Source organism: Burkholderia diffusa, assembly GCF_001718315.1.
GTDB lineage: Bacteria > Pseudomonadota > Gammaproteobacteria > Burkholderiales > Burkholderiaceae > Burkholderia > Burkholderia diffusa_B.
Genome location: NZ_CP013363.1, coordinates 1,321,457 through 1,336,259, shown reverse-complemented (window position 1 = coordinate 1,336,259; position 14,803 = coordinate 1,321,457). Strand labels below are relative to the sequence as shown.

The following is a 14,803-nucleotide window of genomic DNA, read 5'->3' as shown; positions in this document are numbered from 1 at the left end:
AGCATGGATCTCGCGCTCACCGACGAACAGGCGATGATCCGCGACGCGGCTGCCGACGTGCTCGCCGAACGCAGCGCGTCCGCCGACGTGCGCCGCGCGCTCGAGCAATCGGCCGGCCGCGATGACGCCCTGTGGGCCTCGCTCGCGGGTGAGCTCGGCTGGAACGCGCTGTCGCTGCCGGAGGCGGCAGGCGGAATGGCGCTCGGCGCGGTCGAACAGACGCTGTTGATGGAGCAACTCGGCCGGCGCGTTGCGTGCGTGCCGTATTTCTCGACCGCATGCCTGGCCGCGACCGCGCTGGCAGACTGCTCCGACGCGCCGCTCGCGACCGGCTGGCTCGCGAAGATCGCCGAAGGGACGTGCAGCGCGACGCTGGCATTGCCGTTCGAGCTTCCGGCCGGCGCGGGGCAGTTGCCGGTCGTCGCGGAAGAAGCGGCGGGCGGCTACGCGCTGTCGGGCACGATCGAACAAGTGATCGACGGCGCGCGCGCCGACCTGCTGGTGATTCCCGCCCGGATCGCGAACGAAGGGCAGTCGACCGGCCTGTTCGCGATCGACGTTGCGACGGCGTCCGGCCTGACCATCACGCCGCTCGACACGCTCGACGCGACGCGGCCGATCGCGCGCATCGTCCTCGACGAAATCCGCGTGAGCCGCGACGCGCGGTTGGCCGGCGGCGCCGTTGCCGCGCAGGTGCTCGAGCGCGCCGCGTGGTTTGCCGCGCTCACGCTGGCCGCCGAACAGCTCGGCGGCGCACAGCAATGCCTCGACCTGACGCTCGACTACACGGGCCAGCGCGTGCAGTTCGGCCGCGCGATCGCATCGTTCCAGGCCGTCAAGCATCGCTGCGCACAGATGATGGTGCTGATCGAATCCGCGCGCTCGGCGGTGCTCGGCGCCGCGCACGCATGGGATGCGGAAGCGCGCGGGGCCGCGCCGGGCGCGGCGTTGCGCGCCGACATCGCGGCCGCGAAGGCCGCCGCGAACGACGCGTATGCGTTCTGCGCGCAGGAAGCGATTCAGCTGCACGGCGGTGTCGGCTTCACGTGGGAATACGACCCGCATCTCTATTTCAAGCGCGCGCAGGCGTCGCTCGCGCAGTTCGGCAGCACGCCGCAACTGCTCGAATGGATCGCACGCCATGCAATCGACGGCGGCGCGTCGGGGCGCGACGCGGCATTGGCACTACCACCGGCGTCGACGGCCGTGCGTCCGTCCGCCGCGCGCACGGGAGCGCTCCAATGAACAGCGAAACACGCGAACAGCAATTGCGGCACGAAGTTGCCGACTGGGTGCGGTCCCACCTGACCGGCGACTTCGCCTGCCTGAAATATCGCGGCGGCCCTGGCGACGAGGAGGCGTTTCCGGAACTGCGCAAGGCGTGGGAACGGGAGCTTGCGCAGGGCGGCTGGACCGGCCTCGGCTGGCCGACCGATGCGGGCGGCCGCGGCTTCACGGTCGCCGAGCAAGTGATCTTCCACGAAGAATATGCGCGCGCCGGCGGGCCGGGCCGGATGGGCCATATCGGTGAAGGGCTGCTCGGGCCGACGCTCGTCGCGTGCGGCACCGACGACCAGCGCGCGCGCTTCCTGCCCGGGATTCTCGCCGGCACGCAGTTCTGGTGCCAGGGCTACTCGGAGCCGGGCGCGGGCTCCGATCTCGCGAACGTGCGCACGCGTGCGGAGCAGAACGCCGACGGCACCTGGCGCGTGCATGGCCAGAAGGTGTGGACGTCGCTCGCGCGCGATTCCGACTGGATCTTCGTGCTCGCGCGTACCGATCCGGCGTCGCAGGGCAACAAGGGACTGTCGTTCCTGCTGATGCCGCTCGACCAGCCGGGCATCGAGATCCGCCCGATCAGGCAGCTCAACGGCGGCGCCGAATTCAACGAAGTGTTCTTCGACGGCGCACGCGCGCAAGCATGCGATCTGGTCGGCGCGCCGGGCGACGGCTGGCGGATCGCGATGACGCTGCTCGGTTTCGAGCGCGGGATGTCGACGCTCGGCCAGCAGATGCAGTTTGTCCGCGAACTCGAATGGGTGATCGATGCCGCGCGCGAAACGGGTGCCGATCGCGACCCGGTGCTGCGCCAGCGGATCGGCCGCGCGTGGGCAGGGCTGCGCGTGATGCGCTACAACGCGCTGCGGATGCTGTCCGGCGCGGACGACGCGAACGGCGGCGCCACCGCACCGCTGCGCCGCGAGGCGCTGATCTACAAGTACTTCTGGTCGAACTGGCACCGCGACCTCGGCCAGCTCGCGATGGACGCGCTCGGGCCCCGCGCGAACGTGATCGATCCGGGCGACGAAAAACTCACCCATCTGCAGCGCGTGTTCCTGTTCTCCCGTGCGGACACGATCTACGCCGGCACCAACGAAATCCAGCTCAACATCATGGCCGAGCGCGGGCTCGGCATGCCAAGGGAACCACGAGGCACAGCATGACCGAACCCCAGATCCAGAAAGCGCCCGCCTACGTGCCGGGCCATCAGCTGCTCGCCGGCAAATCGGTGCTGATCACGGCCGCGGCCGGCGCCGGCATCGGCTTCGCGGCCGCGCGCCGCTGCGCGGAGGAAGGCTGCCGCGCGCTGTTCATCTCCGACATCCACGAGAAACGCCTCGAACAGGCCGTCCAGACGCTGCGCGCCGAAACGGGCCTGCAGCAGGTCTTCGGCCGCCTGTGCAACGTTGCGGTCGAGGACGACGTGCAGGCGCTCGTGGCCGACGCCCAGGACAAGCTCGACGGCGTCGACGTACTGATCAACAACGCCGGGCTCGGCGGCGCGAGACGCATCGTCGAAATGGACGATGCCGAATGGTCGCGGGTGATCGACATTAGCCTGACCGGGACGTTCCGGATGACGCGCGCGATGCTGCCGCACATGCAGGCCCGCGGCCGCGGCGCGATCGTCAACAACGCATCGGTGCTCGGCTGGCGTGCGCAGGCGGAGCAGGCGCACTACGCGGCGGCGAAGGCGGGCGTGATGGCGCTCACGCGCTGTGCGGCGCTCGAGGCGTCGCCTTACGGGGTGCGCATCAACGCGGTCGCGCCGAGCATCGCGATGCACGATTTTCTGAAGAAGTCGGCCCCGGCCGACCTGTTGAATCAACTGGCGTCGCGCGAAGCCTTCGGGCGCGCCGCCGAAGTCTGGGAGGTCGCGAACGTGATGGTGTTCCTTGCAAGCGATTACGCGTCGTACATGACGGGCGAAGTGCTGTCGGTCAGCAGCCAGCACGCATGATGGAGACGACCCTCGACCCCGTGCGCGCGACGCCCCGCGTGTTCGCGCATCCCGGCGAACTCGCGGCGGCCGTCGGCGACACGCTCGGCGCAAGCGCGTGGCTCGCGATCGACCAGATCCGCATCGACGGTTTCGCCGACGCGACGGGCGACCACCAATGGGTGCACGTCGACCCGATCCGCGCGAAGGACGGCCCCTTCGGCGCGTGCATCGCGCACGGCTACCTGACGCTGTCGCTCGTCAACCATTTCCTGCCGCAGATCGTGCGCATCGACGGCGCGCGGCTCGGCGTCAACTACGGCTGCGACAGGATCCGCTTCCCGGCGCCGGTGAAGGTCGGTGCACGCGTGCGCGGCGTCGGCGAGCTGCTCCGTGTCGAGCCGCTCGACGGCGGCGTGCAGGCGTGGATCCGCGTGACCGTCGAGATCGAAGGCGAAGGCAAGCCCGGCTGCGTTGCCGACACCATCAGCCGTTACACCTTCTAGATTCGGATTCGGAGAGCCACCTCATGGAAGACGCAGTCATCGTTTCCGTCGCCCGCACGCCGATCGGCAAGGCGTTTCGCGGCATGTTCAACGACACCGAGGCGCCCGCGCTGGGCGGCCACGTCGTGCGCACCGCGCTCGAACGCGCGGGCGTCGCGCCGGCTGACGTCGACGACGTGCTGATCGGCTGCGCGGCGCAGCAGGGCACGCAGGGCTACAACATCGGCCGTCTGTCGGCCGCGGCGGCCGGACTGCCGGCATCGGTGCCCGGCATGTCGATCGACCGCATGTGTTCGTCGGGCCTGATGTCGATCGCGAGCGCGGCGCGCAGCATTGGCGCGGGCGACGCGCGGATCGTCGTCGCGGGCGGCGTCGAATCGATCTCGCTCACGCAGAACAAGCACAAGAACGGCTACCGCGCGCGTTCGCAGGCCGTGCTCGATCACCAGCCGGCCGCGTACATGGCGATGATGGAAACCGCCGAGATCGTGTCGCGCCGCTACGGAATCTCGCGCGCCGCACAGGACGAATTCGCACTGCAGAGCCACCAGCGCACGGCCGACGCGCAGTCGGCCGGCCGCTTCGACGCGGAAATCGCACCGCTGGACGTGACACGCGCGCTGTTCGACAAGGAAGGCAACCCGGCCGGCCACGAGGCCGTGCGCGCGGCGCGCGACGAAGGCGTGCGCGCCGATACGACAGCCGAGCGGCTTGCGGGGCTGAAGCCGTCGTGGAGCGGCGGCAAGGTCGTCGAGCAGGGCGAGTTCGTGACGGCCGGCAACGCGTCGCAGCTGTCGGACGGCGCGGCGGCGGTCGTCGTGATGTCGCGCGCCGAGGCCGCGCGTCGCGGGCTCGCGCCGCTCGGCACGTTCCGCGGGCTGGCCGTGGCCGGCTGCGAGCCCGACGAGATGGGCATCGGCCCGGTGTTCGCGATTCCGAAGCTGCTGGCGCGCTTCGGGATGACCGTGCGCGATGTCGGGCTGTGGGAGCTGAACGAGGCGTTCGCGTGCCAGGCGCTCTATTGCCGGGACATGCTCGGCATCCCCGACGAGCGGCTGAACGTCGACGGCGGCGCGATCGCGCTCGGCCACCCGTTCGGGATGTCGGGCACGCGGATGACGATGCACGCGCTGCTCGAAGGCGCGCGCCGCGGCGTGCGGCATGCGGTCGTGACGATGTGCATCGGCGGCGGGATGGGTGCGGCCGCGCTGTTCGAGGTCGGCGCGTAACGGCATTCGACGCAGCCGTACCGGCTGCCGGACCGACAGCCCGGTTCGGCGGCCATCCATTCGGAACCATGCGAGGCCGCGGCAACGACCGGCGGCCCGGAGACTTGCAGCGGCAGGGCGAGCGCGTCGGCGCGGGCCCGGGCCGATTGCCAGGACAGGAGACAACCGATGAAACGTACCTTGCCAGGACTCGCGATGTCGGCGCTCGTGCTCGGCGCCGCGCTGTTCGCGTTCTCGCCGCGCCCGTTGCCGGCATTCCCCGTCACCGCGATCCATGCGGACCGCCTGCAGATCAACGGGCTCGCCCGCGCCGGCGCGCGCGTCGTCGCGGTGGGCGAGCGCGGCGTGATCCTGCTGAGCGACGATGCGGGCCGCCGTTGGCGGCCGGCGTCGGTCACGCCCGACCAGGGCTCGACGCTCACGCAGGTGAGCTTCGTCACACCGACGCTCGGCATCGCCGTCGGCCACGACGGCCGGATCGTGCGCAGCGACGACGCGGGCGTGCACTGGCGCGAGGTCCACGTCGACAACGCGCATTCCGATCCGCTGCTGTCCGTCTGGGGCAGCGCGAACGGCCCGCTGTTCGCGGCCGGCAGTTTCGGCCAGCTGCTGCGCTCGGACGATGCCGGGCTCACGTGGCAGCCGCTGAAGACGCCGGCTGGCGACCGCCACCTGAACGCGATCGTCGGCGACGGCCACGGCAACCTGCTGATCGCGGGCGAGAGTGGCACGCTGCTGCGCTCGACCGACGGCGGCGCCACCTGGGACAAGCTCCCGTCGCCGTATGCAGGCTCGCTGTTCGGTGCGCTGATGCTCGCGAACGGCGACTGGGTCGCGTACGGCATGCGCGGCAACGTGCTGCGCAGCATCGATCGCGGCGCAACCTGGACGCATGTCGACAGCCATGTGCCGGTGTCGTACTTCGGCGCGACCCAGCTCGCCGACGGCGAACTCGTGCTGGTAGGGCAGGGCGGCGCGATCGTCGCGTCGCGCGACGGCGGCCTGACCTTCGACGTGCGCAAGCTCGGCGGCGTGCAGAGCCTCGCGGCCGTGCTCGACATGGGCCGCGGCGCGCTGCTGCTCGGCGGCGAGGCCGGCGTCGCGCCGCTCGCCGCGTCGCCGTCCTGATGCGTGGCGGCGACGCTTGCCGCCGCCCGCATCCGTTCGCCTCGCTGCGCCGATCCGCATCGTTCGCATCGTCCGTCCCGTCCGTTCCGACCCGAGAAATCCATGAACGACCTGTCACGCCCCACCGAAGCCGTTCCCGCGTCGCGCCTCGCCGCGTTCGTCGAGCGCTGCGCCGACACGATCATCCGGCGGCGCAGGCTGCTGATGCTGCTGTGCGTCGCGGTGACGCTCGCGCTCGGCTTGTCCGCGACGCGCCTGAAGCTCGATCCGGGCTTCAACAAGATGATTCCGATGCAGCACCCGTACATGCAGGTGTTCGAGCGCTACGCGGGCGCGTTCCCCGGCGCTAACACGATCCTCGTCAGCTTGCGCTGGAAGGGCGACGGCGACATCTACAACCAGACCTTCATGGACGCGCTGCGCCACGCGACCGACGACGTGTTCTTCATCCCCGGCGTGAACCGCTCGCGCGTGTTCTCGCTGTTCACGCCGAACGTCCACTACACGGAAGTGACCGAAGCCGGCTTTCGCGGCGACGTGGTCGTGCCGGGCCAGTTCTCGAGCGCGAACCCGGACGATCTCGCGAAGGTGCGCCGCAACGTCGCGCGCTCCGGGCAGATCGGCCGGCTGGTCGGCAACGACCTGAAGTCGGCGCTGATCCGCGCGGAGCTGCGCGAGACCGATCCGGCCACCGGCAAGCGGCTCGACTACAGCGCCGTCGCGCGCCAGCTCGAGGAAATCCGCGCGCGCTATGCGAAGCAGGGCATCGACGTGAACATCATCGGCTTCGCGAAGCTGGTGGGCGACGTCGAGGCCGGTATCGCCGGCGTGATGGCGTTCTTCGCGCTGGCGTTCCTCGTGACGGCCGCGCTGCTGTTCGCCTATACGCGCTCGCTGAAGACCACCGTGCTCGCGCTCGTCGTCGCGCTGCTGCCGGTCGTGTGGCTGCTCGGCGCGCTGCCGCTGCTCGGGCTTGGCATCGATCCGATGTCGATCCTCGTGCCGTTCCTGATCTTCTCGATCGGCGTGTCGCACGCCGTGCAGATGACCAATGCGTGGAAGCAGGCGCTGGTGCGCGGCGCGTCGTCGGTGGAAGCCGCGCGCGATGCTTTCCGCAAGCTGTTCGTGCCGGGCACGGTCGCGCTGCTGACCAACGCGCTCGGTTTCATGGTGATCATGCGGATCCGGATCGACATCGTGCGCGAGCTCGGCATTACCGCGTGCCTCGGCGTGCTGCTGATGATCGTCACCAACAAGGTGTTCCTGCCGATCCTGCTGTCGTACACGCGCCTCGAGCGCGGCACGCTGGCGCGCGCGCAGCGCACGGCCGCCGCGGGCGGCAGCGGGAAGTGGTCGCGCTTCGCGGTGTTCGCGCGGCCGGCGCCGGCGCTCGGCGTGTTCGCCGTGGCGCTCGCGCTGCTCGCATACGGCACGCTCGAGTCGCGCAAGCTGGAGATCGGCGACATCGGCACCGGCGCGCCGGAGCTGCGCGCGAACTCGCGCTACAACATCGACAACGCGGCCATCACGCATCAGTACAACATCGGGGTCGACGTGCTGTCGGTGATCGTCGAGACGACCGGCTTCGACGACGCGTGCCTGCATTACCCGGTGATGAGCGCGATCGAGAAGTTCGAGATGAACATGCGCGGTGTGGCCGGCGTGCAGTCGGTGACGAGCGTCGCGTCGCAGGGCAAGGTGTTCATCGCCGCGTTCAACGAAGGCAACCCGCGCTGGGCCGCGCTGCCGCGATCCAGCGAGGGCCTCACGCAGGGCTCCAACGCATTCGATCCCGACAACGGGATGAACACCGCGAACTGCAACGCGATCCAGGTGCTGATCTACACGCAGAACCACGAAGGCACGACCATCGCGCACATCATCGACGAGATCAAGCGCTTCGCGGCCGAGAACCCGACGCCGAACGTCGCGTTCCGGCTCGCGGGCGGCAACGTCGGCGTGATGGCCGCGACCAACGAGGCGGTCGGCGACGCGGAGATCGCGATGCTGCTGTCGATCTTCGGCGCGATCGCGCTGCTTTGCGCGGTCACGTTCCGGTCGTGGCGCGCGGTGCTGTGCATCATCGTGCCGCTCACGCTGGTGTCGATCCTGTGCAATGCGGTGATGGCGCGGCTCGGCATCGGGCTGAAGGTCGCGACGCTGCCGGTGATCACGCTCGGCGTGGGCGTCGGCGTCGACTACGGGATCTACCTGTACGAACGCCTGCAGCACGACATCCGCCACGGCGCGGCGCTGCCGGACGCATTTGCCGACGCGATGCGCCAGCGCGGCACCGCGGCGCTGTTCACGGCCGTCACGATGTTCATCGGCGTCGGCACCTGGGCGTTCTCCGCGCTGAAGTTCCAGGTCGACATGGGCGTGCTGCTCGCGTTCATGTTCCTCGTGAACCTGTTCGGTGCGGTGTTCCTGCTGCCCGCGCTGGCCGCATGGCTCGGCGTCGAGCGCGCCGAGCGCCGCGTGTCGCGCGAGCCGCAGCCGGCATCGCCGCAGGCCGCGCCGGCCCCGGCGCTCAAGCCGACGCGCACGCTCGAACCAGGCAATCCGGTGCGCTGAGCGACCCATCAACCCTTACCCCGGTGCGCGGCGGGCCGCCGCGCGTTCCCCCAAGAGGAGACAACCCACATGTCCGCACGCCCTTACAAGATCGAAGCCCAGCCGCTCGCGCAGCGCTATGCGCGCGGCTGGCACTGCCTCGGGCTCGCCCGCGACTACAAGGACGGCAAGCCGCATACGCTGAACATCTTCGGCCGCAAGCTGGCCGCGTTCGCCGATTCGACCGGCAGGATCAACATCGTCGATGCGTATTGCCCGCACATGGGCGCCGATCTGAGCCTCGGCACGGTCGACGGCGACAATCTCGTCTGCCCGTTCCACGGCTGGGCATGGAACGGCGAAGGGCAGTGCGCGTCGATCCCCTACTGCAAACGGATTCCGCCGAAGGCGCGCATCGGCGCGTGGCCGACCTGCGAGGAAAACAACCTGCTGTTCGTGTGGAACGACCCGGAAGGCAATGCGCCGCCGCCGGAAGTCGCGATTCCGCGCCTCGACGTGTGCTTCTCCGACGAATGGTCGGACTGGGTGGTCGACAAGATGGTGATCCACGCGAATTGCCGCGAGCTGGTCGACAACATTTCGGATGTCGCGCACTTCGCGACCGTCCACCACGCGCCCATCGACTATTTCGCGAACCTGTTCGAGGACCACAAGGCGACGCAACTGATGGTCGGCCGCAGCGAGAAGCTCGGCGGCGACAGTCTGACCGCGCTGTCGACGTATTTCGGGCCGGCCGTGCACATTACGCAGATGACGGGGCAGAGCGGCGGGCAGCCGATTCATTCGGTGCTGCTGAATTGCCACGTGCCGATCGACATGAACAGCTTCGAGCTGCGCTACGGCGTGATCGTGAAGAAGGTGGCCGGCCTGAGCGACGAACAGAACATGGAGATCGCGAACGCGTACGTGAAGGAAGCGCAACGCGCGTTCTACGAGGATGTCGACATCTGGCACAGCAAGACGCGGATCGACAACCCGCTGCTGTGCGAAGGCGATGGGCCGCTGTACCAGATGCGCGACTGGTATTCGCAGTTCTACCTGGACGCGGCCGATGTGCGGCCGTCGAGCGTCGCGCGCAAGACGTTCGAGATGAAGATCCGCGACGGCGAATCGCCGCCGGCACTGCATCACGTATTCGAATCGCGGTAACGAGTATGGGCGGCGAAGCGCGGCAAAAAGGGGGCGTATCGTTTCGCCTCCCGATCGCCGCCCACGCCCGCCCCGCAAGGCGCACGCGCTGCCGCGCGCCTGCGTCGCACCGAAAGAGCTTGACGGATCGGCCCACACCGCGTAGTGTCCGAGACCGAAGTCTTCAAGAAGTTCGATTGCTCATCATTGGCCGCACTGCCGTGCGGCAGTCGTTGGTCTCTCCCTCTTTTGATTCTTTCTGTGCCCGACACGGGCGCATGTTCAATCATTCGTATCAATCGTATTAAGGAAGTATTTGTGGATACCGGTACCGTCAAGTGGTTCAACGAAACCAAGGGCTTTGGTTTCATCTCCCCGGACAACGGCGGCGACGATCTGTTCGCCCATTTCTCGGAAATTCGCGGCACGGGCTTCAAGACCCTGGCCGAAGGCCAGAAGGTCAGCTACGAAGTGAAGCGTGGCCCGAAGGGTCTGCAAGCGTCGAACATCACGCCGCAGTAAGCCGCGCCGGTGCCGGCCGTCACATGGCGGCCGCTGCCGGACGGATTTCGCGCGGATGCCGGCCCGAGCCGGCGTCCTGCGCGTTTCGACGCACACGACCGATGCATCGCGGCATTCACGATGCATCGGTCGTGTGCTTCCCTCATCCATCGCGGGTCCGTACGACGTGCGATTCAACGCCCTCGCGAAGCGCTCGCCGCGTCGCCAGCGGCTCGTGCTGCAACGCGAGTAGACCGTCGCCACGCCGCACGCGGCGCGGTCCCGACTTTGCGCGGTGCCGATCGCACCGCCGCCACCGACCGACCGCCGCATTGCGCCGGGCTCCGATTGCAAGACGGGCGCGTTGCCCGTCTGAACGAATTGATCCCCGGCATCCCGCCGGCCGCCGTCCCGTTGCGGGGCACGGCGCCGGTGAGTTCGCCGCGGCCGCGGTCATTACCTTGTCTGGAGGAATTGGTTTGGCAAAAGAAGAACTGCTGGAACTGGACGGAATCGTCGACGAAGTGCTGCCGGACAGCAAATACCGTGTCACGCTGGAAAACGGCGTGGTGGTCGGCGCGTATGCGTCGGGCCGCATGCGCAAGAACCACATCCGCATTCTCGCGGGTGATCGCGTGACGCTGGAACTGTCGGTGTACGACCTGACGAAGGGGCGTATCAACTTCCGTCACAAGGACGCGAATTCGCCGCGTCCGCCGCGCGCCGGGCAACCGCGTCGCTAAAGCACCAGCGATCGGGCAGCGCAATGCCGCGCCGATCGCAGCCCGTCCGGCCCGCTCGTGCGGCCGGGCACACCGGATGAACGGCGCGGTTCGCGCCGTTGTCGGTCGCCGGCGGCGGGGCAATGCCGCGGCGGCCGGCCCGCATTCCCTCCCGTCGAATCGCCCGATTCGGCCCGTTTTCCCCGCACTCATCGATTCGCCGCGTATCGCTTTCGGCATCCATGCCGGTTGTCGGTTGAATGCCCGCGTCTCGCCGCGCGCCGTACCCGGCTTTACGTGCAGGCCGGCGTAGCCGTACACTCGTCGGCAATTCGCGGCCCGCGCACGCTGCAGCGTCTTTGCTTTCAGTTTCTTTCCGCGCCCGCCGCCATCGTGCCAGCCGGACATTCGTCGCGCGACGCCAGGAGGCGCCATGAGTGCAGACGCAGCCCCCGCAGCTCCTTCCGTTCCCCCCGTTCCGTCGGTTCAGGACCGCATCCGGCACGTGTTCGTGCTGATGCTCGAGAACCGCTCGTTCGACCATCTGTTCGCGCTCTCGGGCATCGCCGGCATCACGGCCGCGTCGCCGGGCGACAGCAACGCGTACAACGGCGCCGTCCATCCGTTCGGCGGCGGCGCGCCCGACCGGATGCCGACCGATCCGTGCCACGAATTCACCGACGTGCTCGAACAGTTGTGCGGTGCGGGCGTGCCGTTCATCAAAGGGCGACCCTATCCGAGCATCGACAATTCGGGATTCGTGTCGAACTACGCGACGTCGCATTCCGAAGGCACGCAGCCGCAACCGGGCAGCGTTGGCGCGGTCATGCAGGGGGTGGATGTGCGCACGCAGGCGCCGTCGCTGTACGCGCTCGCGAACGCATTCGTGCTGTGCGATCGCTGGCACGCGTCGATGCCGGGACCGACCTGGCCGAACCGGTTTTTCCTGCATGGCGCGTCGTCGGCCGGCCTCGACCATTCGCCCACCAAGGAGGAAATGGCCGGATGGGATACGTTCGACGGCTTCCATTATCCGAACGGCTCGATCTTCGCCGCGCTCGGCGACGACAACTGGCGCATCTACCAGGACCAGTCGGGCGATCCGCTCGGCCACGTGCCGCAGGTGGCCTCGCTGAAGGGCGTGAGCTTCTTCGACGTCGACGACTTGTCGCACTTCGAAGCCGATCTCGCGGCCGGTTATACCGCGCGCTACACGTTCATCGAACCCGGTTACGGCGACATCGTGCACGGCACTTACCAGAACGGCAGTTCGCATCATCCGATGGACGGCCTGGCCGGCGGCGACCAGCTCGCCGCGCGTGTGTACGACGCGATCCGAAATTCGCCGGTGTGGGAGAGCAGCCTGCTCGTGATCGTCTACGACGAGCACGGCGGCTTCTACGATTCGGTCAGGCCGGGCGCGGCGCCGCCGCCGAACGACGGCGCGGCCGCGACGCTGAACGCGAGCGGCTTCGGGTTCGACGTCTATGGCGTGCGCGTGCCCGCGATCGTCGTGTCGCCGTGGGTTGCGGCAGGGCAGGTCGATCACACGCCGTACGATCACAGCTCGGTGGTCGCGACGCTCGGGCGCCTGTTCGGTTTCGCGCCGCTGACCGATCGCGATCGCGCCGCGAACGACCTGCTCTCGCTCGTGACCGCGACCTGCCGCACCGACTGCCCGGCGAGGATCGGCTCATGAACACGACTTCGGCGACGGACCCGCGCGATGCGCTGCCCGTGCGCGACGGCACCAGCCTGATCGCGTATCTGCACATCCTGAAGAAGGCGCATGCGGCGCTGGTCGGGCACGACCAGGCGCATCGGCGGTTCAGCGAGATCGTCACGCGCGGACAAGCCCGGCAGTACATCGAGGAGCTGATGCCGACGCTGCTGCAGGCGCGCGCGGCGCACCGGCGGCGCAGGCATGGTGGAAAGCACCGCTGACGCGGTGCGTGCTTGACGCCTGACGGCTCATGACGTCAGGCTGCCGGCGAACGGCGAACGGCGAACGGCGAACGGCGAACGGCGAACGGCGAACGGCGAACGGCGAACGGCGAACGGCGAACGGCGAACGGCGAACGGCGAACGGCGAACGGCGAGCGGCGAACGGCGAACGGCGAACGCGATATGCCATGCATGCGTGGCGAGCAACGCTGCATCACGCCGACTGCCGCGCGCGCCGCACGCTGACCGCCGCCGCGGCTGCTCCCGCGAGTTGCACCGCCGCGCCGGCGAACATCGCGGCGCGCAAGCCTGCCGTGCCGCCATGCTCGGCCGCGAACAACGTGCCGAGCACCGCGATTCCGAGCGTCGCGCCGGCCATCCGCGCGACGTTGACGAGCGCGCTCGCGGTGCCCGAGCGCGCGGCATCGACCGCGCCGACGGCGACGGTCATCAGCGGTCCTGTCGCGATTCCCATCCCGAGCCCCGTCAACGCGAGCCCGATCTCGGCGCCGAGCAGGCCCGGCGATGCGGCCGACGCGCCGATCGCCGCCAGCCCGCTTGCGATCACGGCGACGCCGCCCGCCGTCGTCGCGCGCGTGCCGACGCGTTCGGACAACGGCCCCGAGCACGGTGACACGGCGACGAACACGAGTGCCATCGGCAGCAATGCGAGCCCCGCGCCGGTCGAATCGAGACGGCCGATGCTCTGCCACGTGAGCGGCAGCAGGAACAGCACGCCGTACATCCCGAACGTCATGCCGGTGGTCGCGGCGATCGCGCCGCGAAACGGGCCGATCCCGAAGATGTCGAGCGGCACGAGCGCGGCTTCGCCGTGGCGCCGTTCGATCGCGACGAATGCGATGAACGATGCGATCGCGATACCGCTTGCGACCGCACTGGCGACGGGCGCGTCGCGGAACACGATGGCCGCATACGCGAGCGTGCCGAGGGCAAGCGCGCCGGCAACCTGGGCGCCGGCGTCGAAATGCCGGCCGTGCGGATCGGACGATTCGGGCACGGCCGGAATCGCGAGCAGCATCGCCGCGATGCTCAGCGGCACGACCACCAGGAAAATGCTGCGCCAGCCGAAGTGGCGGATCAGCACGCCACCGAGGGTCGGGCCGATCGCCATCGCGACGCCGTTGCATGCGGCCCAGATGCCGAGCGCGCGGCCGCGCTCGACCGGGTCGCGCCACACGACGCGCACGATCGCGAGCGATGCGGGCAGCAGCAGTGCCGCGCCGACGCCGGCCAGCGCGCGTGCGCCGATCAGCACCGACACCGATGGCGCGAGCGCGCACAGCAGCGACGCGACGGTAAACACGGCCGTGCCGGCCATGAAGATACGGCGCCGGCCGTACAGGTCGGCAAGCAGCCCGCCGGTCAGCAGCAGCACCGCATACGTGAGGTTGTAGCTGTCGACGACCCATTGCAACGCGCCGACATCCGCATGGAAATACGCGCCGATCGCGCGTGTCGCGAGATTGACGACGGCCGTGTCGACTTGCGCGACGAGCACCGCGAGACACAGTGTCAGCAGCGTCACGCTGCGCTGCCTGGCGATACGTCCGGCGCGTGCGGCGAGTTCTCCGGTATGGGCCATGGGCGGTTCCTCGACGGGGCGATCATCCGAGCTTAGGCGGCGCCTGCTGCCAGCGTAGTGTCAGCAGGTGCAGCCAGCAGGCTCGCAAGCGACATGCCCGTGCTCGCCAATTCGATGCGCCGCACAAGACGGGCGGGGCTCGCGCGATGCTCCGCGCGGGATTCGGCCAGCATGCGCGGCAGCCGCCAGCGGCACACCGACGGCAGCGGCCCGAGCCGCGTCGAATACGGGGCGCCATCGCAGCGCAA

General features: G+C 69.1%; 13 protein-coding genes. 12 read left to right on the top strand and 1 reads right to left on the bottom strand.

The annotated features are described in order from the left end of the window. Positions 1 to 3 precede the first annotated feature (3 nt). From WI26_RS21280 to WI26_RS21225, 12 genes are all read left to right on the top strand, one after another. Entirely contained in the window at positions 4 to 1,245 is a 1,242-nt protein-coding gene (locus tag WI26_RS21280; RefSeq protein WP_069227091.1) for an acyl-CoA dehydrogenase family protein, read from the top strand. Beyond that, a complete protein-coding gene (locus WI26_RS21275; protein WP_069227090.1) occupies positions 1,242 to 2,444 on the top strand; it encodes an acyl-CoA dehydrogenase family protein in 1,203 nt (400 codons plus the stop codon). The genes WI26_RS21280 and WI26_RS21275 overlap by 4 nt, the downstream gene beginning before the upstream one ends. Further along, a complete protein-coding gene (locus tag WI26_RS21270) occupies positions 2,441 to 3,241 on the top strand; it encodes an SDR family oxidoreductase (RefSeq protein WP_069227089.1) in 801 nt (266 codons plus the stop codon). The genes WI26_RS21275 and WI26_RS21270 overlap by 4 nt, the downstream gene beginning before the upstream one ends. Beyond that, a complete protein-coding gene (locus tag WI26_RS21265) occupies positions 3,241 to 3,726 on the top strand; it encodes a MaoC family dehydratase (protein ID WP_059508910.1) in 486 nt (161 codons plus the stop codon). Before WI26_RS21270 ends, WI26_RS21265 begins: the two co-directional genes overlap by 1 nt. A 23-nt stretch (positions 3,727 to 3,749) precedes the next feature. Next, positions 3,750 to 4,955 carry an acetyl-CoA C-acyltransferase gene (locus tag WI26_RS21260; RefSeq protein WP_059464784.1) on the top strand — a complete coding sequence of 402 codons (1,206 nt, stop codon included), beginning with the start codon at positions 3,750 to 3,752 and terminating at the stop codon, positions 4,953 to 4,955. A gap of 168 nt (positions 4,956 to 5,123) precedes the next feature. Further along, positions 5,124 to 6,083: a WD40/YVTN/BNR-like repeat-containing protein gene (locus tag WI26_RS21255; protein WP_059464785.1), complete on the top strand. Its 960-nt coding sequence runs from the start codon at positions 5,124 to 5,126 to the stop codon at positions 6,081 to 6,083. Between the two features lie 102 nt (positions 6,084 to 6,185). Beyond that, positions 6,186 to 8,657, top strand: a complete 2,472-nt coding sequence (locus WI26_RS21250; RefSeq protein WP_069227088.1) for an efflux RND transporter permease subunit — start codon at positions 6,186 to 6,188, stop codon at positions 8,655 to 8,657. A gap of 69 nt (positions 8,658 to 8,726) precedes the next feature. Beyond that, positions 8,727 to 9,806, top strand: coding sequence for a Rieske 2Fe-2S domain-containing protein (locus tag WI26_RS21245; protein WP_059464787.1), 1,080 nt, complete (start codon positions 8,727 to 8,729; stop codon positions 9,804 to 9,806). Positions 9,807 to 10,103: 297 nt separating this feature from the next. Continuing rightward, positions 10,104 to 10,307, top strand: coding sequence for a cold-shock protein (locus WI26_RS21240; RefSeq protein ID WP_006751843.1), 204 nt, complete (start codon positions 10,104 to 10,106; stop codon positions 10,305 to 10,307). A gap of 458 nt (positions 10,308 to 10,765) precedes the next feature. Continuing rightward, positions 10,766 to 11,029 carry a translation initiation factor IF-1 gene (gene infA, locus WI26_RS21235; protein ID WP_059451274.1) on the top strand — a complete coding sequence of 88 codons (264 nt, stop codon included), beginning with the start codon at positions 10,766 to 10,768 and terminating at the stop codon, positions 11,027 to 11,029. Positions 11,030 to 11,441: 412 nt separating this feature from the next. Beyond that, on the top strand, positions 11,442 to 12,707 hold the full coding sequence (locus WI26_RS21230) for an alkaline phosphatase family protein (RefSeq protein WP_069227087.1): 1,266 nt from the start codon (positions 11,442 to 11,444) through the stop codon (positions 12,705 to 12,707). Further along, positions 12,704 to 12,952 carry a hypothetical protein gene (locus WI26_RS21225; RefSeq protein ID WP_059464789.1) on the top strand — a complete coding sequence of 83 codons (249 nt, stop codon included), beginning with the start codon at positions 12,704 to 12,706 and terminating at the stop codon, positions 12,950 to 12,952. Before WI26_RS21230 ends, WI26_RS21225 begins: the two co-directional genes overlap by 4 nt. Positions 12,953 to 13,166: 214 nt before the next feature. On the opposite strand, the gene WI26_RS21215 is transcribed toward WI26_RS21225, so the two are convergent. Continuing rightward, a complete protein-coding gene (locus WI26_RS21215; RefSeq protein ID WP_069227086.1) occupies positions 13,167 to 14,555 on the bottom strand; it encodes an MFS transporter in 1,389 nt (462 codons plus the stop codon). Positions 14,556 to 14,803 lie beyond the last annotated feature (248 nt).

Bases quoted from the DNA above. Each gene is read 5' to 3' on its own strand.
- WI26_RS21245 (WP_059464787.1), top strand. From the start codon at position 8,727: ATGTCCGCACGCCCTTACAAGATCGAAGCCCAGCCGCTCGCGCAGCGC.
- WI26_RS21265 (WP_059508910.1), top strand. From the start codon at position 3,241: ATGGAGACGACCCTCGACCCCGTGCGCGCGACGCCCCGCGTGTTCGCG.
- WI26_RS21230 (WP_069227087.1), top strand. From the start codon at position 11,442: ATGAGTGCAGACGCAGCCCCCGCAGCTCCTTCCGTTCCCCCCGTTCCG.
- WI26_RS21270 (WP_069227089.1), top strand. From the start codon at position 2,441: ATGACCGAACCCCAGATCCAGAAAGCGCCCGCCTACGTGCCGGGCCAT.
- WI26_RS21250 (WP_069227088.1), top strand. From the start codon at position 6,186: ATGAACGACCTGTCACGCCCCACCGAAGCCGTTCCCGCGTCGCGCCTC.
- WI26_RS21280 (WP_069227091.1), top strand. From the start codon at position 4: ATGGATCTCGCGCTCACCGACGAACAGGCGATGATCCGCGACGCGGCT.
- WI26_RS21255 (WP_059464785.1), top strand. From the start codon at position 5,124: ATGAAACGTACCTTGCCAGGACTCGCGATGTCGGCGCTCGTGCTCGGC.
- WI26_RS21225 (WP_059464789.1), top strand. From the start codon at position 12,704: ATGAACACGACTTCGGCGACGGACCCGCGCGATGCGCTGCCCGTGCGC.
- WI26_RS21260 (WP_059464784.1), top strand. From the start codon at position 3,750: ATGGAAGACGCAGTCATCGTTTCCGTCGCCCGCACGCCGATCGGCAAG.
- WI26_RS21215 (WP_069227086.1), bottom strand. From the start codon at position 14,555: ATGGCCCATACCGGAGAACTCGCCGCACGCGCCGGACGTATCGCCAGG.
- WI26_RS21275 (WP_069227090.1), top strand. From the start codon at position 1,242: ATGAACAGCGAAACACGCGAACAGCAATTGCGGCACGAAGTTGCCGAC.